Annotated in this window: 25 protein-coding genes; all 25 read right to left on the reverse strand. The window is 36.4% G+C overall.

Going from position 1 to position 24,501, the window contains the following annotated elements; all coding sequences use genetic code 11:
- Positions 1-93 precede the first annotated feature (93 nt).
- Positions 94-363 carry a YggT family protein gene (locus tag JR050_RS12745; protein WP_204203866.1) on the reverse strand — a complete coding sequence of 90 codons (270 nt, stop codon included), beginning with the start codon at positions 361-363 and terminating at the stop codon, positions 94-96.
- Positions 364-383: 20 nt separating this feature from the next.
- The gene (locus tag JR050_RS12750; RefSeq protein WP_204203867.1) at positions 384-827 is read right to left on the reverse strand and encodes a cell division protein SepF; all 444 of its coding nucleotides are present in this window, start codon (positions 825-827) and stop codon (positions 384-386) included.
- A gap of 12 nt (positions 828-839) precedes the next feature.
- The gene (locus JR050_RS12755) at positions 840-1,517 is read right to left on the reverse strand and encodes a YggS family pyridoxal phosphate-dependent enzyme (RefSeq protein WP_204203868.1); all 678 of its coding nucleotides are present in this window, start codon (positions 1,515-1,517) and stop codon (positions 840-842) included.
- A 6-nt stretch (positions 1,518-1,523) separates the two neighbouring features.
- Positions 1,524-2,345: a peptidoglycan editing factor PgeF gene (pgeF, locus tag JR050_RS12760; protein ID WP_204203869.1), complete on the reverse strand. Its 822-nt coding sequence runs from the start codon at positions 2,343-2,345 to the stop codon at positions 1,524-1,526.
- A 133-nt stretch (positions 2,346-2,478) separates the two neighbouring features.
- The gene (locus JR050_RS12765; RefSeq protein ID WP_204203870.1) at positions 2,479-2,745 is read right to left on the reverse strand and encodes a YlmC/YmxH family sporulation protein; all 267 of its coding nucleotides are present in this window, start codon (positions 2,743-2,745) and stop codon (positions 2,479-2,481) included.
- Positions 2,746-2,870: 125 nt separating this feature from the next.
- Entirely contained in the window at positions 2,871-3,650 is a 780-nt protein-coding gene (sigG, locus tag JR050_RS12770; RefSeq protein WP_204203871.1) for an RNA polymerase sporulation sigma factor SigG, read from the reverse strand.
- Between the two features lie 160 nt (positions 3,651-3,810).
- Positions 3,811-4,530, reverse strand: a complete 720-nt coding sequence (sigE, locus tag JR050_RS12775) for an RNA polymerase sporulation sigma factor SigE (protein WP_149219462.1) — start codon at positions 4,528-4,530, stop codon at positions 3,811-3,813.
- Between the two features lie 16 nt (positions 4,531-4,546).
- Positions 4,547-5,464 (reverse strand): sigma-E processing peptidase SpoIIGA, encoded by a 918-nt coding sequence (gene spoIIGA, locus JR050_RS12780; protein ID WP_204203872.1) that lies wholly within the window; start codon positions 5,462-5,464, stop codon positions 4,547-4,549.
- Positions 5,465-5,925: 461 nt separating this feature from the next.
- Positions 5,926-7,050, reverse strand: coding sequence for a cell division protein FtsZ (ftsZ, locus tag JR050_RS12785; RefSeq protein WP_204203873.1), 1,125 nt, complete (start codon positions 7,048-7,050; stop codon positions 5,926-5,928).
- Positions 7,051-7,126: 76 nt separating this feature from the next.
- Complete coding sequence (ftsA, locus tag JR050_RS12790; RefSeq protein WP_204203874.1) at positions 7,127-8,401, reverse strand: cell division protein FtsA; 1,275 nt, start codon at positions 8,399-8,401, stop codon at positions 7,127-7,129.
- Positions 8,402-8,550: 149 nt separating this feature from the next.
- Positions 8,551-8,913 carry a small basic family protein gene (locus JR050_RS12795; protein WP_204203875.1) on the reverse strand — a complete coding sequence of 121 codons (363 nt, stop codon included), beginning with the start codon at positions 8,911-8,913 and terminating at the stop codon, positions 8,551-8,553.
- Position 8,914: 1 nt separating this feature from the next.
- The gene (locus JR050_RS12800) at positions 8,915-9,631 is read right to left on the reverse strand and encodes a DUF881 domain-containing protein (RefSeq protein WP_239454368.1); all 717 of its coding nucleotides are present in this window, start codon (positions 9,629-9,631) and stop codon (positions 8,915-8,917) included.
- 29 nt (positions 9,632-9,660) lie between these two features.
- Entirely contained in the window at positions 9,661-10,362 is a 702-nt protein-coding gene (locus tag JR050_RS12805) for a DUF881 domain-containing protein (protein WP_204203973.1), read from the reverse strand.
- Positions 10,346-11,191, reverse strand: a complete 846-nt coding sequence (locus JR050_RS12810; protein ID WP_204203876.1) for a cell division protein FtsQ/DivIB — start codon at positions 11,189-11,191, stop codon at positions 10,346-10,348. The genes JR050_RS12805 and JR050_RS12810 overlap by 17 nt, the downstream gene beginning before the upstream one ends.
- Before the next feature lie 151 nt (positions 11,192-11,342).
- Complete coding sequence (gene murB / locus JR050_RS12815) at positions 11,343-12,251, reverse strand: UDP-N-acetylmuramate dehydrogenase (RefSeq protein WP_204203877.1); 909 nt, start codon at positions 12,249-12,251, stop codon at positions 11,343-11,345.
- A 437-nt stretch (positions 12,252-12,688) separates the two neighbouring features.
- Positions 12,689-13,789: a stage V sporulation protein E gene (gene spoVE / locus JR050_RS12820; protein WP_204203878.1), complete on the reverse strand. Its 1,101-nt coding sequence runs from the start codon at positions 13,787-13,789 to the stop codon at positions 12,689-12,691.
- An 87-nt stretch (positions 13,790-13,876) separates the two neighbouring features.
- Entirely contained in the window at positions 13,877-15,229 is a 1,353-nt protein-coding gene (murD, locus tag JR050_RS12825; protein WP_204203879.1) for a UDP-N-acetylmuramoyl-L-alanine--D-glutamate ligase, read from the reverse strand.
- On the reverse strand, positions 15,230-16,204 hold the full coding sequence (gene mraY, locus JR050_RS12830; protein WP_204203880.1) for a phospho-N-acetylmuramoyl-pentapeptide-transferase: 975 nt from the start codon (positions 16,202-16,204) through the stop codon (positions 15,230-15,232).
- On the reverse strand, positions 16,198-16,683 hold the full coding sequence (locus JR050_RS12835) for a hypothetical protein (protein ID WP_204203881.1): 486 nt from the start codon (positions 16,681-16,683) through the stop codon (positions 16,198-16,200). Before JR050_RS12835 ends, mraY begins: the two co-directional genes overlap by 7 nt.
- The gene (locus JR050_RS12840; RefSeq protein WP_204203882.1) at positions 16,677-18,149 is read right to left on the reverse strand and encodes a UDP-N-acetylmuramoyl-L-alanyl-D-glutamate--2,6-diaminopimelate ligase; all 1,473 of its coding nucleotides are present in this window, start codon (positions 18,147-18,149) and stop codon (positions 16,677-16,679) included. The genes JR050_RS12835 and JR050_RS12840 overlap by 7 nt, the downstream gene beginning before the upstream one ends.
- A 76-nt stretch (positions 18,150-18,225) precedes the next feature.
- On the reverse strand, positions 18,226-20,172 hold the full coding sequence (locus JR050_RS12845) for a stage V sporulation protein D (protein WP_204203883.1): 1,947 nt from the start codon (positions 20,170-20,172) through the stop codon (positions 18,226-18,228).
- A gap of 248 nt (positions 20,173-20,420) precedes the next feature.
- The gene (locus JR050_RS12850) at positions 20,421-22,658 is read right to left on the reverse strand and encodes a penicillin-binding protein (protein WP_204203884.1); all 2,238 of its coding nucleotides are present in this window, start codon (positions 22,656-22,658) and stop codon (positions 20,421-20,423) included.
- Positions 22,659-22,681: 23 nt separating this feature from the next.
- Entirely contained in the window at positions 22,682-23,041 is a 360-nt protein-coding gene (gene ftsL / locus JR050_RS12855) for a cell division protein FtsL (protein ID WP_204203885.1), read from the reverse strand.
- A gap of 18 nt (positions 23,042-23,059) precedes the next feature.
- On the reverse strand, positions 23,060-23,995 hold the full coding sequence (gene rsmH, locus JR050_RS12860; RefSeq protein ID WP_204203886.1) for a 16S rRNA (cytosine(1402)-N(4))-methyltransferase RsmH: 936 nt from the start codon (positions 23,993-23,995) through the stop codon (positions 23,060-23,062).
- 18 nt (positions 23,996-24,013) lie between these two features.
- The gene (gene mraZ / locus JR050_RS12865) at positions 24,014-24,445 is read right to left on the reverse strand and encodes a division/cell wall cluster transcriptional repressor MraZ (RefSeq protein WP_204203887.1); all 432 of its coding nucleotides are present in this window, start codon (positions 24,443-24,445) and stop codon (positions 24,014-24,016) included.
- Positions 24,446-24,501 lie beyond the last annotated feature (56 nt).

Raw genomic sequence — 24,501 nt, forward strand, 5'->3', positions numbered from 1 at the left:
TCTCGCACCTTCCATTACAATCAACATATAGCTAAAAATCATCTTTAACATAGCCTGAATCTAAAAAAGAGAATCGATAAGTAGATTCTCTTCTTAAATTAATCCTAGCATCCTAAAAAGTGCAATTAGACCTTCACTTGCAAAGTTCAATAAGAAAATGGCTACGATTGGTGAAATATCGATCATACCTAAAGGTGGAATAAACTTTCTAAACGGCTCTAAATATGGTTCACAAATCTTTGATAAAAATCTACCGAATCCAGTTTCTCTAGCATTAGGAAACCAAGATAATAAAATATAAACAATCAATGCATAAGAGTAAAACTTTAAAAGGTTTAGTAATAATAATAACAACGTATCCACTTGCTAAACCACCTCAATTCTTAATATTCTAATTCTGTATCGCCTTCATAATTCGAAATGTTACCTGAGACATCTACATTATCAGGAGTACAAAGGAAAATATTCATTCCGATTTTTTGCATATCCCCGCCTACTGCATAAACGGTTCCACTTAAAAAGTCCACAATACGAACTGCTTGATCATGTGAAATTCTTTGCAAATTAATGACGACAGAGCGCTTGTTTCTCAGATGATCTGCAATCTCTTGAGCTTCTGAATACGATCTCGGTTCAAATAAACTCATCTTAGATATGGACTTAGGGACACTTTGCAAGTTTACAACATTTTGTTTGTTACTTACTTGGTGCTTTTTCGAACGTGATGCAGGAACAATTTCTTCTTCCTCATACATATCATCCTGCTCATTGTAATCATATTCCTCTTCTAAAGCAAAAAAATTCTTTAATTTTGATTTCATTGTCATTTTAAAATCCTCCTAGAATTCCTTTCCAACTAATGATGTTCCAATACGTATGTATGTTGCACCCTCTTCAATGGCAATTTCATAGTCATTTGACATCCCCATCGAGAGTTCGGTACAAGGTGCATATTCTAAGTTTAGAGCTTGTACTTCTACCTTCAATTCCCTTAAGGATGAGAAACAGTTTCTTATCAGTATTTCATCATCAGTAAAAGGAGCCATTGTCATTAAGCCAACTACTTTTACTTTATCAAACTGACCTACTTCTTTTATGAATGGTACTACCTCTTGCAAAGATAAACCATGTTTAGAGTCTTCTCCTGAAGTATTCACTTGAACAAAACAGTTAACTGGTTTTTTAGCTCTTTTTTGAATTTCATTTGCAAGAGAGATGCGGTCTAAGGAATGTATATAACTTACTTCATTCACAATATTTTTAACTTTTCTCGTTTGAAGTGAACCGATGAAATGCCATGTAGCTTTTTCTCCTAATTCACTTTTTTTCTGCAATAACCCTTCTTCTCTATTTTCACCAAGGTGAGTAACTCCAGCTTTCAAGCTTTCTTTTGCAGTGTTTGTACTTACATACTTTGTTACAGCAATTATAGAGATTTCATTAGGATTACGGTTAACTTTTTCACATGTATGTGTAATTTTCTCTTGAATGCGCTGTAAGTTTTCTTTAACAGACAAAGAATTTCAATCCTCCCTGTAACCTATAAAACTCATCATTCTTCCAGTGATCCCCTTGTCTCTTCGATGTGAGAAAAACTTATCTTCCTCGCAGGAAGTACAATAAGATGAGAAGCTAATGTTTTCAGACTTAACACCAGCTCTTATCAGTATCAGTTTATTCAATATTGCTAGATTTAAACGATATTGTCCAGTTGAAACTTCACTATATACGGAAGAATCTTCAGTACTTAGTACATTTTTCACTTCATTTATCACAAAATCGTCAACTATATAACAACAATCTCGGATTGACGGACCAATAGTAACTAAGATTTCGTCAAGTCTAACACGTTCATTTTCTACTATATTTTGAATCATATTAGAGGCTATTTGTTTGACTGTTCCTTTCCACCCTGCATGAGCTAGTCCAACAATCTTTGATCTAGGAACATAGAAGTAAAGTGGAACGCAGTCTGCATAACAAGAGGTTAGCAATAGATTCGGTTCATCTGTATAAATACCATCAGTACTCGGAATAGCGCTCTCATAGTCTAGTACACCCTTACCGCCATCTAGGCTTGTAACCTTTATTACCTTAGCGTCATGTACTTGATCGGAACAAATAAATTGTGTTGTTTGAAATCCTGTTAAATTACCTAATTTTTTTCTGTTTTCAATTACGTGTTCTTTATTGTCGTTTACGTGTAAGCCTAAATTAAATGATTGGTAAGGTGCGGTACTCACTCCACCATTCTTAGTTGTAAATCCTGCTACCAGGTATGAGTCTAAGTTTTGCCACTCGGAGATTAACATAATTTCGGATTGATTCAATGTGAAAGGCTCCATTGTTAGCTCCTTATGCGTAGTTTTTTCTACAATATCGTACATTTTTCATATAAAGGGAAAATATCCCTCGACACTATTCTATCATAAATGACGAATAAGAGGTGAACTCATTTTCCCTAATGATTACTTTAAATTAATTGGTGATTTCCTTGAAGTCATCTTGAGATTGATAAAATCTAACAAGAATAACATCAGTACCTATTTTTACAATATTTCTCCATGGAATTACGACTTCTTCATCTCTACCAATAAATCCAAACATTTTTGCCGAAGTCGCAATGATGATAGAATCAATCTTTCCTGTTGTTGTATTAATTTCTAGATCATTGATATTTCCCAGTTTCTTCCCATCCGCTACATTTACGACATCCTTTAGCTGAAAATCAGATATTTTCAACATACCGTCACAACCTCTCTTAAATCCGTTTATATTTCCGATTTCATCCTCCATTCATTATATGTTGCAAGTTTCATTAATCATTCGAAAAATAGACAAAAATAAAAAGAACTGCCTTTAAGACAGTTCTATGATTGAATGTTTTTATTCATTTGTCTAATCGCAGCTTTTTCTAGTCTCGATACTTGAGCTTGAGAGATTCCAATTTCTTCAGCAACTTCCATTTGTGTTTTACCTTGGAAGAAACGTTTCCGTAAAATTAGCTTTTCACGGTCATTTAGACGTCTCATACCTTCTTTTAATGCGAGCTCTTCAATCCATTGGATATCCTTATTCTTGTCATCACTTAGCTGATCCATGACATAAATAGGATCACCGCCGTCATTATAAATCGGTTCAAATAGAGAAACTGGATCTTGAATCGCATCAAGAGCAAATACGATTTCTTCATGAGGAACACCTAACTCCTTGGCAATTTCAACAGCTGTAGGCTCCTTTGAAGTTTCGCTCATTAATCGCTCTCTAACTTGAAGAGCTTTATAAGCAATATCTCGCAATGATCGTGATACTCTAATTGGGTTATTGTCACGTAAATAACGTCTAATCTCCCCAATTATCATAGGTACAGCATATGTTGAGAACTTAACATTTTGGCCTAAATCAAAGTTATCAATTGATTTCATGAGCCCAATGCATCCAACTTGGAACAAATCATCAACATATTCTCCTCTATTATTGAATCGTTGAATGACGCTGAGAACAAGACGCAGGTTCCCATTCACTAATTCTTCCCTTGCTGAAAGATCTCCATTTTGCATTTTCTTGAAAAGCTCTCTCATTACATCGTTTTTGAGTACTGGAAGTTTTGAAGTGTCTACACCACAAATTTCTACTTTATTTCGAGTCAATTCTTTCCCTCCTAACAGGAGTTGCTGTACAAAGTAAAGTATCTCCTTTGAAGGGAAATTTATGCACATCGTTTCATGAACGATTTACCCAAATTGGTAAAAATAGTCTGATCAATGCTTGATATTCCTACTATTTGTCCTCTAAAAAAAAAAATATGTACTATACCATTTTGTTGAATTCTTTACGAAGTCTTTTTATGATTCTCTTTTCTAGCCTTGAAATATAACTCTGAGAAATTCCCAACATATCTGCTACATCTTTTTGTGTCTTTTCTTCTCCGCCAATTAGACCAAATCGAAGCTCCATAATTTGTTTTTCTCGGTCGTTTAATTGGTCCAATGCTTTAATTAATAACTTCTTTTCTACATTTGCTTCTAAATCTTTCGTGATAATATCTTCTTCAGTCCCAAGTACATCGGATAACAATAATTCATTTCCATCCCAATCAATATTAAGAGGCTCATCAAAGGATACTTCAGATCGAATTTTATTATTACGTCGTAGATACATTAAAATTTCATTTTCAATACAACGTGACGCATATGTTGCAAGTTTGATCTTCTTTTCAGGATTAAATGTATTAACAGCTTTAATTAAACCAATCGTGCCGATACTAATTAGATCTTCTATATTAATTCCCGTATTTTCAAATTTACGAGCAATATATACAACTAACCGGAGATTACGTTCTATTAAGATTGATCTTGTTGCTTTGTCTCCTTGAGGGAGCTTTTTTAATAGTACTTCTTCTTCTTCCTTTGTGAGCGGTGGAGGAAGAGCCTCGCTACCACCAATATAATATATTTCGTCAGTCTTCAATCCAAATTTCATTAAAAGCTTATACCACCATACTGTTAGGTGAATCTTCCAATGTTGCATTCTCTTTTCCTCCTTATTAAGCAGATTGTATTGAAGATTGCAGTAGCATTTTCGGATGGATAATACAGTCAAATTCATCATCTGATGATAATGTAGATTTACTTAAACCAATTAGCACTTTCTTCACATAAATGTCATCTTCATTTTGTCTGATTGTAACGAAATCAGGCTTTATCGCAACTAGAAATTCATGTTGCTGACCTACACCCCGATATGGAATAATACGTAATCTTGATTCCCATGGATGTGAAGAGTCACTCATTGAAAATGAATCTAAACCGTCTGATTTTTCAATTATTTCTGGTGGTAAAAACCCCTTTGCTCTCGATATATCGAGTATCATAACAGGAGACTTTGTAATAGGGTCATAAAGTTGATTTCCACTATCAACTAATCCTCTTAGCATGATCGACCTTTCTTCTATTGAAATGGAGATTTCAACTAATTGGTCATATTGAATTTTTTTAATCTCCATGTCTTCTAATCTTGTTTTTGAGAAATACCATAATAATGGGAAGCTAACGAAAACAAAGCCCCAGCTAACTGGACTTCCAAAACCTGTTGATTTCGTTGCAACAACACCATTCCAAATTTCAATATCAGATTTCATAAAGAAATGTATCCCTAACATACCACCCCCAAGTAAAAAAGTTGAAAAGTAAAAGGTTAATAGTGCTTGAAAAAAATAACGAAAGCGTTTAAAGCCAAATGCAATCAATACCATTACAACAGAAAATAATAGCTTCACTACCGGGTGACTCACAATTGAAAAATAGGGTGTGAGAATAAACAACACAATGGCAGAACCAATCAATGCACTAATGATTAAACGCACTTTTTGGATTTTTCTTTTTAAAATCATAGCAGTTAACAGTAGTAATGATGCGTCGATGCAAAAGTTTAATAACCAGATCGCATCTAGATAGACTGTCAAGCTAGCACAACCTTTACTCGTAATCTAGAAAATAGATTTGGTTCTATTCCTGTAAAAACTAGTATATAGTATATTCTAGTTGGAAGTCTGTCAGTTTATGCCGATAAGAGCATAGAAATTTTGAAAGATTTAAACCTATTTTGTCAAAATGTTGATATTCTTATTTTTCACTCAACACAAGAGCTAAATTTAGTAATATTGTTTATCTGGAAAACTATCTTAGACGAAGATAATTCCATATTGTAGAATCGGTATTGCAAAACATTCATGTTATTTTTTGGATTTCTCCTAGTAAGTATGCGACCATAACAGTAAATCTTACATAAAAAAGATACCTTATAATTCCGTCTTCCATTACAATCTACATGCGCTACATAAGCGAATAGTACTTACTCAAACCCAACCTAATTTAGAAAATAAAAAAACAGTAGAGATGATCCTCTACTGTTTTACTATTATTATTATCTGCGACGATTGCGATTACGTAGGAATGTTGGAATATCTAGTGTGTCTTCACCCTGACTTTGAACAGGAGTTTCTTCACGTTTTACTTCACGCTTCACATGTGGAGTTTGCGGTGTTGCTTTTACTCCACCTTGCAGAGATGGTCTTGTTTGCTTTGGTTCAGGTGAACTGTCATCAAAACCAGTAGCAATAACTGTAACAATGATCTCGTCCTTTAGCTCATCGTTAATAACAGAACCGAAGATCATGTTTACATCTTGATCAGATGCAGATGCCACGATATCAGCAGCTTCTTGAACTTCATATAGACTTAAGTTTGAACCACCTGTAATGTTCATAAGAACACCTTGGGCTCCATCAATTGACTTTTCTAGTAATGGACTTGAGATTGCACGCTTCGCTGCATCTGCTGCACGGTTTTCACCAGCTGATACACCAATACCCATTAAAGCAGATCCTTTATTAGACATGATTGTTTTAACGTCTGCAAAGTCAAGGTTAATTAAACCTGGAGTTGCAATTAAATCTGAAATACCTTGTACACCTTGACGTAATACGTTATCCGCTTCACGGAATGCTTCAAGCATAGGTGTATTTTTATCTACGATTTCTAATAAGCGATCGTTAGGTATCACGATTAATGTGTCTACTGCTTCTTTCATTGCAGAAATACCACCAGAAGCTTGTCCAGAACGCTTTCTACCTTCAAATGTGAATGGTCTAGTAACTACTCCAACTGTTAGAGCACCAATTTCACGAGCGATTTGTGCGATAACAGGTGCAGCACCTGTACCTGTCCCACCACCCATACCAGCAGTAACGAATACCATATCCGCTCCTTTTAGTACTTCTTCAAGTTGTTCTCTACTTTCCTCAGCAGCCTTTTTGCCTACTTCAGGGTTAGCTCCTGCACCTAAACCTCTAGTTAATTTCCCACCAATTTGCATTCTTACTTCTGCTTTTGAAAGGTTAAGAGCTTGTGCGTCAGTGTTAACAGCAATAAAATCTACTCCTTGAACTCCATGTTCAATCATTCGGTTTACTGCGTTATTACCCCCACCACCAACACCAATCACCTTTATCGTTGCCAATGAATCTAAATTTGTATCGAACTCTAACATTTATAGGTCCTCCTAATATACCATATTCCTTACCGTGAAAATCTATTGTGTAAGTCACTCGAAGATAGACTATATCTTATTCAAAGAAATATCCAAAAAACTTCTTTACCTTATTTTGAATGTTTTCATCTTGTGACTTTGCTTTCTTAACTGGCTGGTTTTTCTGTACTTTCCTTTCTGTTGCATCCACATTCACAGAATCACCGATTTTCTTTCCTTGTAACTTTGCATTTTTATAAGCAAATTGGATTAATCCAACGCCTGTTGTATATTGTGGTTCACGTACACCGATATAATCAGGTACAGCAATTCGCATATTGCCTCTTAACACTACTTGAGCTAATTCTAATACTCCTGGCATAGATGCCACTCCGCCTGTTAAGACGAAACCACCCGGAAGTTCCTTCACTCCATGCTTTCTTAATTCTTCACCGGCTAATTCAAAAATTTCTTCTAATCTTGCTTCAATAATATCAGATATTTCCAACTGACTAAATTGCTGGTGTTGATCACTTCCGATAATCGGGACGCTGAATACTTCTTCTTCAGAAGCTGTATCATAAAAAGCATGTCCATGTTTAATCTTGATTTTTTCAGCATCCTCTGTTGAAGTACGAAGACCAATCGATAAATCCTTTGTAATATGTTCTCCACCAATAGGAATAACAGAAGTGGATTGTAGCGTTCCTTGGTCAAACACTGAAATATTTGTAGAGCCGCCACCGATATCAATTAAAGCAACACCTAGATTTTTTTCATCTTTTGATAAGGAAATAGCTCCTGCTGCTAGTGACTGCAAGCAAATGTCTGTTATCTCTAAACCAGCACGTTCTACACAACGCAATAAATTATGTAAAACTGTTTTGGATCCAGTAATGATTGTCCCTTCCATCTCTAGACGCACACCAATCATCCCACGTGGATCATTAATCTCGTCTAACCCATCCACAATAAATTGACGTGGTATTACGTCTATTATTTCTCTTTCAGGTGGGATAGAGATTACTTGAGCTGCGTCTATTACACGTGTGATATCTTCATTTGTAATTTCACGATTTTCACTAGAAACTGCAACAACACCGTGGCACGGTTGTAAGTGGATATGATTTCCGGCTACCCCAACAACTACACGGTTAAGTTCGATTCCTACCATACGTTCTGCTTGTTCAATTGCCTTTTTAATAGAATGAACGGTTTCATCTATGTCTACGATCGTTCCTTTTCGTAAACCTTCAGATTTTACGTTCCCCACTCCAATAATGTTTAAGTTATCATTTAGCATTTCACCAATGATTACCTTTACATTGGATGTACCGATGTCAAGACTGACAAAAATTTCGTTGTTGTTCACTCTATGGCACCTCCCTTATGATTTCCAATTCTATTTCTGTTCTCTCACATTGCCTTTAACTATTTATAAGATAATCCATTCATTTTGTTAAAAAAATTAATACACAAGGAAAATATTCAACAAAGACAGTATAATTCCCTTTTTTGAAATTAACTTTTTTCTACTTTTTCTCTTGGAGTAGACCATTTTGCAATTAAAATACGTCTGATGACGGCAATATTTTGGAATAATCTTACTCCAAAGGCAAATACAGCAGCCAAATACAAGTCTACACCAATATGGACACCAAGAAAAGCTAAACTTGCAGCGAGAATAATATTAAAGAAAAATCCCGATACAAAAACTTTTTCATCATATAAATTTTGTAAGTGAGCACGTATTCCCCCAAACAAAGTATCTAACGATGCTAATACTGCTATTGATAAATAATTGGAGTATTCATCAGGAATTCTAATCTCTGACAGTAGTCCAAGTATAATACCTAAAATTAATCCTAGGAGTGGAAGCCACATCTTAAGATCCCTCCTTCGTGCTATCTGGTTCCATATGTTTAATTCGAATGGTATCATCGTATCCTGGGATCATAATATGATTTGTTGGAGAAGAAATTTGAAGTTTTAGACCTTCAATTTCAAATTCAAACTGAATAGATTCTGAGGCAACCATTCTTTTATAAAGTCTATCTACATCTTCTGAAATGATTTTAACTTCAACAGGTACATCTGGAATCCTCGTATTATTAATATTTGTAAATCCATTTACATCTCTAATTGCTGAAGTATTTACATATCTTTGTTCACTTATGGCAATATGCTTAGCCCCATTTATATTTAATTCATTTATGAGCTTTCGAAGCAAATCAGCAGAAACTTGTGGACTTGCCTGTCCTAAAATAGGCTCGTCAAACATATTTTGAATTGTAATGGTAATACCGGGACCTGAGACATCTGTTAATCCAGCTTCTTCCTTTAGCTCTTGAAGGTTTTCTCGTAACGTCACTTCTTGGCTTTGTCTTCGCTTCGACTCATAGTTTTCAATTGTTTGTTCATACTTTCTAATTTCACGGTGTAAATTAGCTTGTTCTTCTAATTCAACTTTTATTGCTTCTCTTAATTCCCAAGCATCTCTTGTATCTCTCACGATCGGTTCATTCGTTGTTTGAAATTGAATTGCCAACATGAATCCAACCAATAACGTTATAAATGTAAAAATAACCGCACCTTTTTTCAATGGGGACCACCTACAAATTCCACTAAATTCTATTCTCTTCCTAGTAATGGGTCTAATATAATTTGCTGTTTCTTTTCTATTTTCACGCTAACATTTTCACTTACAAGCTGATCCTTTATTCCACCTGTAATATTAAGAGCTCCATCAAGCACATTAGGATCTCCAATTGCAGAGACTACAAAAGGTGCAGGGTGCTGTGTTCCATCGACACTAACAACTGGACCTATACACAAAATAAAAGAATTGTGGAAAATGCGCTGACCATTTATGGCGATTGCATTAGCACCAGACACTAAAAGCTCATTTATTACACTTTGAATGTGTCTTTCATGAACGATATAGTTATTTACATTCGCTTGATCTGGAACATATGAGGAATCGGCAAGGGTAACCTCAATTCCTTTTCCCTTCACTTTTACTTCACCAACATACATTCTAAGTTTTTCTACGTCTTCAACAAGATTAAATAAAACTTGTTCTTCATCTGCTAAATTTTCCTCCAGCTCACGAACTCTTTCTTGTTTTTCAAACAACTCTTGTTGAAGCTTACGGTTAACTTCCTCTTGACTAATTAACGTATTTCGATATTCATATTCCCTTTGCCATTGCTTGTCAGTTAGTACATTTTCTTCTTGATTTTCAGTTTTCGTTAACTGATAGGAGAAGGAAATCATAAAACCAAGTACTAAACAAACAAAGGAAAGAATAACGTACTTACCCTTCACCTTCATCATTGTTTTCATCTTCCTCATTTACTTCTTCAGATTCTGTTTCTGTTTTTCCTGTTTCTTCATTCGATTCTTCTACTTCCAGTTGCTCATACGATTCAAAATAATAAGCAACCTCCATATGAATAATGCCTTTTAATTCAGGGTTCAACTGACTTACAATCGCTGGATATGCACTCATTTTCTTAGCAAAGTCTGTTATTGTTGCACTTACTTCACGACCGTCATTCATAAATAAAGTAATATGCACCGAATCTGATTCCTCTGGTGTATGATGAATTTCTGAAATGGAATTTACAATAGCCGGAGAGAGCTTTGCTAGTTCAGAAGCCATCTCTTGTAATTCCTCACCTGGTTTCCAGTCCATTAAAATGGGTGCATCAGAAGGAAACGATGTACTTTCACTTGATTTCAACACATTCCCATCTTCAAGGATAGGATAATACTTGCCATCATTTATGGCATAAGCAACACGTTTCATTTCAGTAACTACAATTCCCACTGAATTCGGAAGCTTTCGTTCTATTGTTACACTTTTTATTTGCTTATTCTGTTTTATTTTATGTGTAATCGATTCTGTATTTAAATTCCAGAAGCTTGTCTTATCATTAATTTCAGATAACGAAACGATTTCATCACTAAGAACATGAACGTTTCCTTTTACTTCAACATTTTTCACATGACTAAGAGGTGATTGGAGATACAAAATCCCGATAATTAACAGAAAAAATATAGACACATAAAAAATGAGTCTCCGATTTGCCTTTTGTCTTCTCTGCTGCTTAAGCTTCGGAATACGTTCTTCTAGTGTAAGGACTTTCCCCTTCTCCATTTGTTCATCCACCTAAAATATATTATTGTTCATCTATTGAAACTTACGATATGTAAAATGAATCAAATACCTAAAATAAACGGCATTGTTAGTATGCCGTTTATTTACAATACCATTATTAAATTATAGCACAATACTGTATGAAAATGGATTATTTTCGTCCAATTATTTCTACTTCCGTATGAAGCTCAACATGATATTTTTCGAGTATTGTTTTTTGGATATATTCGATCAAATCTAGCACATCTTTTGCCGTTGCATTGTCCGCATTTACAATGAAATTCCCATGCATTTCAGATACCTGCGCTCCACCAATTTGAAACCCTTTTAATCCTGATTCTTCAATTAATTGACCTGCATATTTCGGAAGAGGATTTCTAAAAATACTTCCTGCACACGGATAATTCCAGGGTTGTGTGTCACGTCTGTAATCTTTATTCTTCTTCAACTCTGCCTTAATGTCCTCAGCATTACCTTTTGTTAGGTTTAAAACTGCCGCAACACAAATTCCTGGTCGCTCTTTTTGAAGAATAGAGGTACGATAGGAGTATTTCATTTGTTCATTCGTCAACCATTCAAACGTTCCATCTTCAAATAAGATATATGCCTTCTGTAGGATCTGAGCGAAGTCCGATCGATGTGCACCTGCATTCATGTAAACTGCCCCACCTATTGAGCCTGGTATTCCAGCAGAAAATTCTAAACCTGATAAACCTTGTCGTGAAAGAACTGTTGCAAGTTTTACTAGAGGATATCCAGCACCGACCGTTACTTCTGTTTCATTGATTTCAAGTAAATCTAATCCTTCTCCGAGCTTAATGACAACACCTTCAATACCTTTATCTGAAACAAGTAAATTAGAACCTCTACCAATCGCTCTCCAGTTTACTCCAAACTCTTTAACAAGTTGTATAGTCGTTTCTAATCCTTCAATGGAAGAAGGTTCAACAAATATATCGGCAGGTCCACCAATTTTCATCGTAGTATGGTTTGCTAATTTTTCTCCTATTAAAACTTTACCAACATTAGCTTCCTGAAGCCTACTAGCTAATTTTTCCATGTTGACCTCCTAGTCTCAAGATGTCTCGCCATTATTACCTATAGTATGCAATCGTTTGGGCGAATGTACATTTTATTTACGTCTATTTATAAGCATGATTTGTAGTATAGGGAAATACTTTCTATATCACTTTATCATAATGTATCTAGTGAATTGAAGTAAAAACTAAAGGTCCCGGAGAATCTACAGAAATAATAGAAAACCCTGCTGATTAACAGGGTTTTCTATTATTTAGGATGTTTTCGTTGGGATTGTTGCTTTAAAACAAGCGGAAAGCTCCTGACTCCTGTGGGAAGTAAACGGAAGTGCGAGACCCCATAGGCATATAACGCCGAGGCGGCTCGCATCCCACTCCGCAAAAAGCAAGTTGCCTGCAGCGGAAAGGAATGGTCAGGGTTCAGAGTGAAAACAACAATCTTTTAGAAAAAAACCATTATTTAATATCTAGCGTATCTGCTTATATTCAGCAATACTCCAACCGCCATGAGCATGAGTGTTAAAGATGAGCCTCCATAGCTTAAGAATGGTAGCGTAATCCCTGTTACAGGCATTAATCCTATAACAACACCGATATTAATAACAACTTGGATGGCAATCATAGATATAATTCCAATCGCTAAGAAACTACCAAATAAATCTGGGGCACCTAGTGCAATTCGAACACCTCTCCATAAAAGGAGGGCAAATAATAAGATGACTAATGAGCCGCCGATAAAACCTAACTCTTCTGCCAAGATGGCAAAAATAAAATCTGTTTGTGGTTCTGGTAAGTAGAAAAACTTTTGACGGCTTTTCCCAAGACCAAGTCCTAGAAGTCCCCCAGGACCAATTGCATAGAGAGATTGGATAATTTGAAATCCACTTCCTAACGGGTCTTCCCATGGATCTAAGAAAGAGGTGATCCGCTTTATTCGGTAAGGTGCTGAAGCGATTAGGGCAACAAACCCTAATACCCCTATTAAACCTAATCCAACAAAGTGTAGTATTCTTCCTCCAGCAACAAAAATCATGACCATACAAGTTCCGACCATAACCGTTCCAGTTCCAAGGTCAGGTTGAAGCATAATCATCCCAAAAGCAAAAAACACTAATGATAAAGACGGAATAAGACCTTTTTTCAATGAAGTTATTTTCTTTTGATTCTCAGACAAATATTTTGCTAGAAAGGCAATCATGGCTATTTTCATAAATTCTGAAGGTTGAATGGAAAAAGCACCTACTCCAATCCAACTTCTCGCTCCACCACGAACTAATCCAACACCTGGAATTAGTACGAGTACTAACAAAATAAAACAAATGATTAAGACAACTTTAGACCACGTTCTCCACGTCCAATAGTCAATATTCATAATAAAAAACATTGCTATTACACCTAAACCAGCAAAAAGAAGCTGTCTTTTTGCAAAGAAGAATGAATCCTCAAATTTATACGTAGCCCAAGCAGCACTTGCACTGTAAACCATGATCATCCCCACCGCTAGCAGCATAAGTGTGATGAATACTAATAAAAAATCAGGAGTAGATTTCTTCGTCGGCAATGGGATACACCTCAACTTTTGAATTAAGGGCAAATTCAATTGCTTTAGAAGTTTCAAGCCACTTTTCTAAAGAAAACGTCCAAGCCCTTATTTCAGTTTATGCACGGCCTCCGTAAAAATGTCTCCTCTTACTTCAAATGTTTTATATTGGTCCCAACTAGCACACGCAGGTGATAGAAGAATCACATCATTTGGGTTTGAAAGATTATAGGCGACAGGTACCGCTTTTTCCACATTATCGACATGTTCAATCGTTTTAATTCCTGCTTTTTGCGCAATGTTAATTAATTTTTCGGCTGTTTGCCCAAAAGTAACAAGAGCTTTCACATTATTCATGTAAGGCAGGAGATCATCAAAATCATTGCCTCTGTCTAAACCACCGGCTAATAAAACAATTGGCTTTGTAAATGCTGACAATGCTGCTGAGGTAGCCAATATATTTGTCGCTTTGGAATCGTTATAAAAATCCCTCTCGTTTTTTGTACCAATATATTGTAAGCGATGTTTTACACCTGTAAATGTACGTAAAACATGAATGATTGAATGATTATCAACACCAATTAGCTTTGATACTGATACTGCTGCAAGAATATTTCCTAGATTGTGCTCTCCAGGTAAGGCGATGTCTTTGATGTTAATAATCCCTTCACCTTTAAACTGTAGTACATTATCTACAATACACGCGCCATTTGGAATGGTCTGCTTTGTTGAAAAATACACCTTAGTTGCATTGCTGTGTTCTACAAATTGAGAAACTTCTTGATCATCTAGATTGGCAACAGCAAATTCATCTTCTGTTTGTGCTTTGAAAATATTAGCCTTTGCTTTACCATATTCTTCTTTTGTTCCATGATAATCAAGGTGCGCTTCGAATAGGTTAAGGAATACTGAAATAGCTGGCTTAAATTCTTCAATACCCATTAATTGAAAAGACGACAACTCCGTAACAATATAATTGTCATTTTTCGCTTCTTGGGCTACCTCACATGCAACAGTACCGATGTTACCAGCAATTAACGGATTTTTCTTTCCTACCTTCAACATCTCATAAATCAATGTTGTTGTTGTAGTTTTACCATTCGATCCTGTAATACCAATAAAAGGCGCTTCTGATATTTGATAAGCTAATTCAACTTCTGTAAGAATTGGAATATGAAGTGTACTTGCCTTTTGTAATAGAGGGTTTGTATAAGGGATACCCGGATTTTTTATAATGGCAAAAAGTGATTCGTCTACGAGTGCTAATGGATGAGAGCCACAAACAACATTAATTCCTAATTCAACAAGCATTTGGGCAGTTTCATTTTCCTCTAAAGGCTTCATGTCATTCACAATTACATTTGCCCCGAGCCCGTGAAGAAGCTTAGCCGCAGCAAATCCGCTCTTAGCTAAGCCTAATACTAAAACTTTTTTATTTTTATAGTTATTTATCGTTTTCAATTACATCCACACCTCAATATAGATTCCAATAACAGCAAACAGCAATCCTACTGTCCAGAACGTTACAACAACTCGCCATTCCGACCATCCAACTAATTCATAATGGTGGTGCAGTGGGCTCATTTTAAAGACTCTCTTACCGGTCGTTTTAAAAGAGATAACTTGAATAATAACAGATAACGTTTCTAAAACAAAAATACCACCAATGATCACAAGTAATATTTCTAACTTCAGCATGATGGCAATGGCTGCAATTGCTCCACCAAGTGCTAATGAACCCGTATCTCCCATAAATACTTTAGCAGGATGTGCATTAAAGACTAAAAATCCTAATACTGCACCTACCACGGCTACTGAGAAAATGGCAACATCATATTGAGATTGATTCCAAGCAAGGACAGCAAATGCACCAAAAGAAATGGCCGATGACCCTGCTAACAAACCATCTAATCCATCTGTTAAATTAACGGCATTTGAACCACCTACAAGCATGAATAATAAGAATACAAAATAAAACCACCCTAAATCAAAGGACAATTCAGTACCGGGTACTCGAACTACTGTTGAAAAGTCATGCTGGATAAAAATGATAAAGAATACAACCGCAATAATAATTTGACCGATTAGCTTTTGTTTTGAGGTTAAACCCAAGTTTCTCTTCATTACTACTTTTATAAAGTCATCTAAGAATCCTAAAAGTCCATAACCAAGTGTTACAAACAACAATAAGAATACCTCTACAGAAACATCTGAAAATTTATTTATGATGACAAGTGTAGTCACGGTAATAGAAAGTAAAATCATAATCCCGCCCATAGTTGGGGTACCAGTCTTCTTTTGGTGAGATTTGGGTCCTTCTTCTCGAATGCTTTGACCAAACTTTAATCGACGTAAAAAAGGAATAAAGAAAGGTGAAAGAACAACTGATATTAAAAATCCTAATATAATCGTATACAAAATCACTTGTTCTAACATTGCTCTTCCCCTCCTTTCTCTTCTATCAAGAGATTTGGAATCTCTTTTTTCATGATAGTAGAAAGATTATACAATGTATCCTCTATCTCCTTACTATAAAATTCACTATGTATACATGTTATGGGTAATAAGAATTTCGTATGCACAGTTTCGTTCCCTTTCATAGAATACGTTTCAATATAATAATTTACGACCTTCGTTAGAGCATCACCATACGACTCTACAAAAAACACTGGAAAATGAGTAGGTAAATAGCCAGGTACTGGGTCGTTTTTTTTCCAAAGCGTTCCTACTGATCCATTATTAAGAGCTAATCCCAAATCCTTAACATTTTTTTCATGATCGAAGGACATTGGGATAAATAGGCTTTTTGGTAAGGCAGCATTAGGGTTTGTTGTTACTGTACTGAAGCTAATACTCTCTAATGCAATCCCCCGCTGCTCCTCAAAGATGTGTCTTACATCTTTTAGTGTTAACATTCTGTCAATCTCTCCTTTATTGCCCTTTTCGCAACTTCTCGATCATCAAAGTCAAAGACTTGATTTCCGATAATTTGGTATGTTTCATGACCTTTTCCAGCGATTAATACGATATCATCTTGATGTGCTACGCTTATTGCATATTGGATCGCTTCCGCGCGATCAACAATTGACGTATATTCTTTTCCGCTGACGCCTGCCTCCATATCTTTTAATATTTGAACAGGATCTTCAGAACGCGGATTATCTGAAGTGAAAATAGCCTTATCTGCTAACGTAGCTGCAATATTTGCCATTATTGGTCTTTTCGTTTTGTCACGGTCACCACCGCAACCAGCGATTACAATAACTGCTCCCTTTGCAAATTCCTTTAATGTTTTTATCGCATTTTCAAGGCTATCTGGTGTATGGGCATAATCGACAATCACCGGAAACTCTTGACCTGCTTGCACAAGCTCGAATCTTCCTTGGACACCTTCAATTTCATTTAGTGTATCTAGAATCACTTCAACTGGAACTTTAGCCGCAATACAAGTAGCGATAGCTGCAAGCATATTATAGACGTTAAATAAACCTAACAATTGGATTTGCGCGTCATATTCCTTCTTGAAAATTGAAAGCTTAAAGGAAGTTCCGTTATTCGTCATTTTAATACATGATGCCATAACATCACTAACATTTTTTATTCCGTATGAAATGACGTGAGCAGCAGTACTTCTTTTATATTCATCTGATGCAGCGTCATCATGATTTAATATAGCAAATTTAGGTTTCTTCACATTAAACGTGTTTCCTAATTGAGCAAATAATAATCCTTTCGCTCTTTGATATTCTTTCATTGTGCCATGATAGTCTAAGTGGTCTTGTGTAAGGTTCGTAAATACAGCTATATCATAATCGCATCCGTGAACTCTACCTAAATCAAGGGCATGTGATGATACTTCCATAATCGCTGTCTCAACTTGATGATCAAGCATGTTTGAAAAAGTCTTTTGCAAAGTTAGTGATTCTGGTGTCGTATTTTTCACTTCAAACGTTTGTTCACCAATTTTTGTATGTATCGTTCCGATTAAACCTGTCTTCTTTCCTGCAGCATTCATGATCTTCTCGATCATATGTGTAGTTGATGTTTTTCCGTTTGTACCAGTAATTCCTATTAACTGCATTTTATGTGTGGGTTGCCCATAAAATGCATCTGCTAGAATCGCCATTGCACGTTTCGTATCATTTACGTAAGCGACAGGAACAGATGCTTCAACTGGAACCTCTGCAAGTATAGCAACTGCCCCGTTTTGTAAAGCTTGCGATACATAGTTATGTCCATCTACGGTATATCCTTTTATACATATAAACAAGCTTCCTTGTTTTACTTCCCTAGAATCCATTTCAATAGAAGTGATGTGGGGATTTTCTATAAGATCATTGTTGTATGTAATTATATTTTTTAGTAATATATCGAGTTGCATAAGAAATCCTCCTTGAGAAAAATAGTCCATCCTAATATATATTACATGATGTTTCACATAAAAAAAACCAAGGATTTTACTCCTCGGCAACTTTGTCTTTATTTTCGGCTGAATCTCCAAGGTACACACGTATAACTGATCCTTCTTCTATCTTGACCCCTGCTCTTGGAGCTTGTTGTATAACCGTATCTCCCTCACCTGTAATATCAAGTTTTAAATTATATAGTTGTTGTCTTAATTCATTTTTTGTCATCCCAAGTACATTTGGTACTTCAACTAAAATTGGGTCTGGGTATTTATATTTCTTTTCAATTTGACCTTTTCTTGGCTTTACCTCTAAAGCGCGCAAACTATCTTCCATAATGTTCCCTACAATAGGCGCAGCAACAACTCCACCAAACTGAACGGTTCCTTTCGGATTATCAACGGCTACGTAAATAACAATTTCAGGATCATCTGCTGGAGCAAAACCGATAAAAGATACGATATGGTTATTTTCCATATATCTTCCATCTTTAACTTTTTGCGCTGTACCTGTTTTCCCCCCAACTCGATATCCCTCAATAAATGCACCGCCACCGGATCCTTGTGCAACAACGCTTTCAAGAGCATGTCTAACTTTCTTAGATGTTTCTTCTGAAATTACACGTTTTTTTAATTGAGGTTTATTTTCTTTCACAACTTTTCCTGTCTCTGGGTCAATAAATTCCTTTGCAATATAAGGGGTATATAAATACCCTCCGTTTATTGCTGCGGATACAGCTGTAACCTGCTGAATTGGAGTCACTGATACCCCTTGACCAAACGCTGTTGTTGCTTGTTCAACTGGTCCAACTCGATCTATATTGAATAGAATTCCTCTACCTTCACCTTGAAGGTCAATTCCTGTTTTTTGGCCAAAACCGAAATCTTTAATGTATTTAAAAAGTCGTTCTTTTCCTAGTCTGTCACCTAACTCTACAAACCCTGGGTTACATGAATTTTGGACAACTTCTAAAAATGATTGATGGCCATGTCCACCACGTTTCCAGCAGTGAATGGTTGCCCCACCTACCTTGACAGAACCACTATCATTAAATTCATCTTTCTCTAAGTCTACCTCACCTTCTTCAAGTGCTGCAGCGAGAGTGATAATCTTAAATGTTGACCCCGGCTCGTACGTACTCCACACAGGCAGGTTTCGGTTATATATTTCTTGTGGAACTTCTCTGAAATTAGCTGGATCAAAATTTGGGCGACTATCCATTCCCAAAATTTCACCTGTCTTCGGATTCATAGCTATTGCAATCATACCATCTGGATTGTATTTCGCTTCTGCAATATCTAATTCTCGGTTTATAATCGTTTGGACCTTTGAATCTACTGTCAATTTAAGATCTAAGCCATCTTTAGGAGGCTCATAGTCTGCTGATAAATTCGGCATTGGTTGACCCTTTGCTGTTAAGTAGGGCTGAACACTACCTTTTTCTCCACTTAGTTGATCATCATAATAAGCCTCAAGCCCCATTAATCCTTGATTATCAATCCCTGCAAATCCAAGCACATGAGATAAATAACTTCCATTCGGATAATGACGCTTGGAGTCTTCTGCAATATAAACCCCATTTATCCCAAGTGCTTGAATCTCTCTCGCTTTTTCATGAGTAATCTTCCGTCCCTCATTCACTCTTACTAAGAAACTATTTTGTGTTAAGTATTGATACGCTTTATCCTCTGACATGTTTAAGGTCGCAGCCAACTTTTGCGCAGTCGACTTTGGATCCTTAACTTGTCTAGGCATAACAAATACAGTTGGCGCACTTATATTAGTCGCTAATGGCACTCCATTACGATCTAATATTTCACCCCGCTCTGGTTCAAAAGGGATATCACGACTCCACGAGTTTTTTGCTTTATCTGTTAGCCAGTCTCCTAACCAAAACTGAACAAACCCTAACCGAATATCAATTACTGTAAAAAGAAGTACTCCCACCGTTAATACAATGACTAATCTCCTTCTTACTGTCACGTTCGAAACACGCATATTCCAAGATCCTCCCTTTATAGAGAAGTACAAAATAGTTATTTTCATTCTATTTGTACAATCATTCTAGGCTCGTTTCATCATATGCTTGTACCTAGTGGAATAGAACAGGACATGGACAGGTTGAAAATGATTTTGAATTAGATTTACGGAGTCAGTACATAGGCTTATTTTTTGTGGAATGAAGATTAGTATTCTACTTTTTTGATTTGTGCACGAACTTGTATTTTAAACGTAAAAAGAGCCCCTTAATCAAGAGGCTCTTCCGTATTACTATCACTATCAGCTTGTTCCACTATCTCTTCTTCTGGAGAATTTGGAACAGCAAGTTCTATGACTAGCTGATCACCATCTTTCAATGATGAATTCGCTGCGATATTTTGTTTCTTAACATAACCATGTCCAACGGTATTGACGTTTAACCCAAACAAGTCACTTAACTTCATTACATCGCGCAATGACCATGTCGTTATATCAGGCATGGCATGTTTTCCGTCTGTTCGAAGCAATACTCGCTCTCCTGATAACACTTGAGCATTCGCATATGGGGCTTGGTCAACGATCTTTGTCCCATCGCCGATCACAATGACGTTCGCACCTTTCTGAGTTAACTCTTCTGTGACAGTGGCAACATTCCTACCTTCATAGGAATCAAGTTTAAACCCTACTTGTTTCTTCTTTTGCACCTGCTTTACTTCTTCATCAGAAATGGTTGGTTTAATGTTTAAATATTGTAAGCTGTTTTTAACTACACTGTTAAAGATTGCAGAGACTGGTTGGGAGCCGGATTCATGTAAAGTAAGTTTAGGTCTTGTAACAGAAATATAGACGATTAGCTCAGGATTGTCTTTAGGCGCCATTCCTAAAAAAGAAAATACGTTTTCCCCATGACCATTTAACCAGCCACCCTTACCGTCAGGAATTTGAGCAGTACCAGTTTTTCCTGCGATTTTATAACCTTCAATACGGTAAGGCTTTCCTGTTCCTTTCTCTGAAGAAACTACCGTTTCAAGTATATCCATTACTTGTTTAGCAGTTTGTTCTGATATCGGAGTACCTACAACAGTCGGCTTTCGATTTTCTATAAGTTCTTTAGTTGTTGGATCTTCAATTTTATCTACAATAAATGGTTTCATCATTTTGCCACCATTTGCAATGGCAGTAGCTGCTTGAATTTGTTGGATTGGTGTAACCGTAGAACCTTGACCAAATGAAGTTGTTACCTTCTCAATCGGCCAATTATATAAAATATGGCCACTAGCTTCACCAGTTAAATCAATTTCTGTAGGTTGGCCAAATCCAAATGCTTGTAAATAGTTTAATAGACGGTCATCACCATTCATTTTTTCCATAACAAGCTTTGCCATTGCAACGTTTGATGAACGTTGAAAACCTTCTAAGTAAGAAATCGTTCCCCATCCACCTCGGAAATGATCTCTAATCGTTCGATCTAGAACTCGATATGAACCTGATTTATACGTTTCATTTGGATTGAAAACTCCTTCTTCTATTGCTGTTGCAAGTGTGAAGATTTTCATCGTCGAGCCTGGTTCATATTGCAATCCAATCGCATCATTTAGCATATATGCCCCAGAAGGAATATCATTGGGATTATAGGTCGGTCTTGAGCTCATCGCTAGAATTGCACCTGTCTTAGGGTCAGCAACTATTCCAACAATGTTCTCAGGCTCATATTCTTTCATTACTTTAGACATTGAATCTTCTAAAAATGCTTGAATCTTTTGATCTATCGTTAAGTAAACATTCGCACCATTTTTAGGTTGTATTACTTCATCCTCTTGGAATAGCAATGAAATTCCATTACGGTCACTCTTTTTAGTGATTTGTCCATTTTCTTCAACTAAGTATTTATCAAGTGTTTTCTCTAAACCTTGCAATCCCTTCACTTTGCCATCTTCGCCTTTTCTAGCAAAACCGATGACATGTGTGGCGAACATTCCGTTTGGATAATAGCGAATCGTTTCTTCTTTAAACGTTATGCCAGGTAATTTAAGTTCACTTATTTCTTGCATTTTTTGATAACTTAACCCTCGACCTTTTGAACCCAATTCAATTTGGTATCTATCTTCTTCAATTCTTTTTACAAATAATTGATATAAGTCTTCATACTCCATCCCCAAAATTGGCGCAAGCTTTTCTGCTGTCTGTTCAGGGTCAACAACATGACGTGGCTTGTCCTTTGGGCTATCCTTTGATGCCTTCGGACTTAGGATTGCTTCAATTGTATAGGCTGGAGTATCCTTCGCAATTGGAATTCCATTTCGATCAAGAATATTTCCTCGGTCAGCGTCGACCGTTTGGGTTCTTGAATACTTCTCCTCTGCCATGACAGGAAGTTCTTTTCCTTCGACTGTACCTGTTACTTGTATATATAGAAACCTAGCCATAAAAAGAAAAAAGAGCCCGGCAAATAGAATTGTAAATGCTGCTGCTCCTTTGTTTATGTTCGTGCTTTTCGTTTTCATTATTACCACGCTCACACTTTGTATTAGTCTTGGACTACTTTCACATTGTTTTCGTTTAACATTAACCCAAGTTCATGAGCCTTTGCCCAGATACGTTCGTATGTACTAAGCTCCATAATCTGATGATTTAGATCGGCATTTACCTTCGCTTGTGTTGAAATTGATGCTTCTAGTCCACTGATGTCTTTGTTCACAGAGTATATTTTAGCACTATTTGATACCATCACGATACCACCAATTACAACCATTAATGAGAATAGAAGGTATAGAATTTTCTCACCAAATGTAATCTGTAGTTTTTTCTTAGTTACACTTTGAATCTGTTTTTCTTGCTCTAGTTCGATTTTACGTCTTTGCTGAATTTGATAAGCTAAATTACTCAAACTCCATGCCTCCTTTGTTTATTTTACTTTCTCAGCGATTCTGAGTTTAGCTGAACGTGCACGATTATTTTCTTCTAACTCTTCTTCAGAAGGAATGATTGGTTTTCTATTTACTAATTTAAGAGCAGGTTTGTATTCTTCCGGAATCACAGGTAATCCATGTGGTAAGTTTGGACCTGTTGATTGCTCTTTAAATATCGTTTTACAAATGCGGTCTTCTAGTGAATGGAAGGTGATAACACTGATTCTTCCTCCAACAGGAATTAAATCAATAGCATCTAACAACGCATCTTCAAATACTTGTAATTCGTCGTTTACGGCAATTCGAATCGCTTGGAATACTCGCTTTGCAGGATGTCCTCCAGTTCTTCTTGCAGGTGCCGGAATACCTTCCTTAATAATTTCTACAAGCTCCCCAGTTGTTTCAATTGCTTTTTTCTCGCGGTACGCTTCAATTTTTCTTGCAATCTGTTTTGAAAACTTCTCTTCTCCATAATGGAAAAAAATTCGTACAAGCTTTTCATATGGCCAATTGTTCACAACATCATAAGCCGAGAGACTTGATTGCTGGTCCATTCTCATATCAAGCGGAGCATCGTTGTGGTAGCTAAATCCACGCTCTGGAATGTCAAGTTGGGGTGAAGATACACCTAAGTCAAATAAAATCCCATCAACCTTATGTATATCCAGTTCTGCAAGACGTTCCTTTAAGTATCTAAAATTACTTTTAATTAATACCACTTGATCCTGATAGCTTTTTAATTTTTCTTTCGCTGTTTCAATCGCTAAGCTATCTTGATCAAATGCGAAAAGCTTTCCGCCTTTCGTAAGTCTAGATACAATTTCATAGCTGTGCCCTGCGCCACCTAGTGTACAGTCAACATAGTATCCGTCTGGTTTTATGTTAAGTCCTTCTACAGCTTCATTTAGTAATACCGTTTTATGTTTAAACATCGGAGCACCTCACAAGAATTAAATATCAAATCCTTCTAAATTCTCCGCAATCTCTGCAAAAGACTCTTCTGAGTCAGAGAAGAAGCCTTCCCAGCTGTCTTTACTCCAGATCTCGATACGGTTTGAAACACCGATTACGACACATTCTTTTTCTAGTCCAGCATATTGCAATAGTGGTGCGGATATATTTATTCTCCCCTGCTTGTCTACTTCACATTCAATAGCTCCAGCAAAGAAGAATCGGGTAAAGGATCGAGCATCTTTTTTCGTTAGTGGTAGAGCCTTAAGTTTTTCCTCAAGGATTTTCCACTCTTCTAATGGGTAGCCAAATAAACATTTATCTAACCCTCTCGTTACGATAAATGTTGTTCCAAGGTCATCTCTAAATTTGGACGGTACAATTATACGACCTTTTGTATCAATATTATGATGGTACTCGCCCATAAACATGCCCTTGTCACCCACTTTCTACCCCAAAGCCACCACTTTTCACCACTTTTCACCAC

Origin of the sequence: Bacillus suaedaesalsae, from assembly GCF_016890225.1 — a bacterium.
Taxonomy (GTDB): Bacteria; Bacillota; Bacilli; order Bacillales; family SA4; genus Bacillus_BS; species Bacillus_BS suaedaesalsae.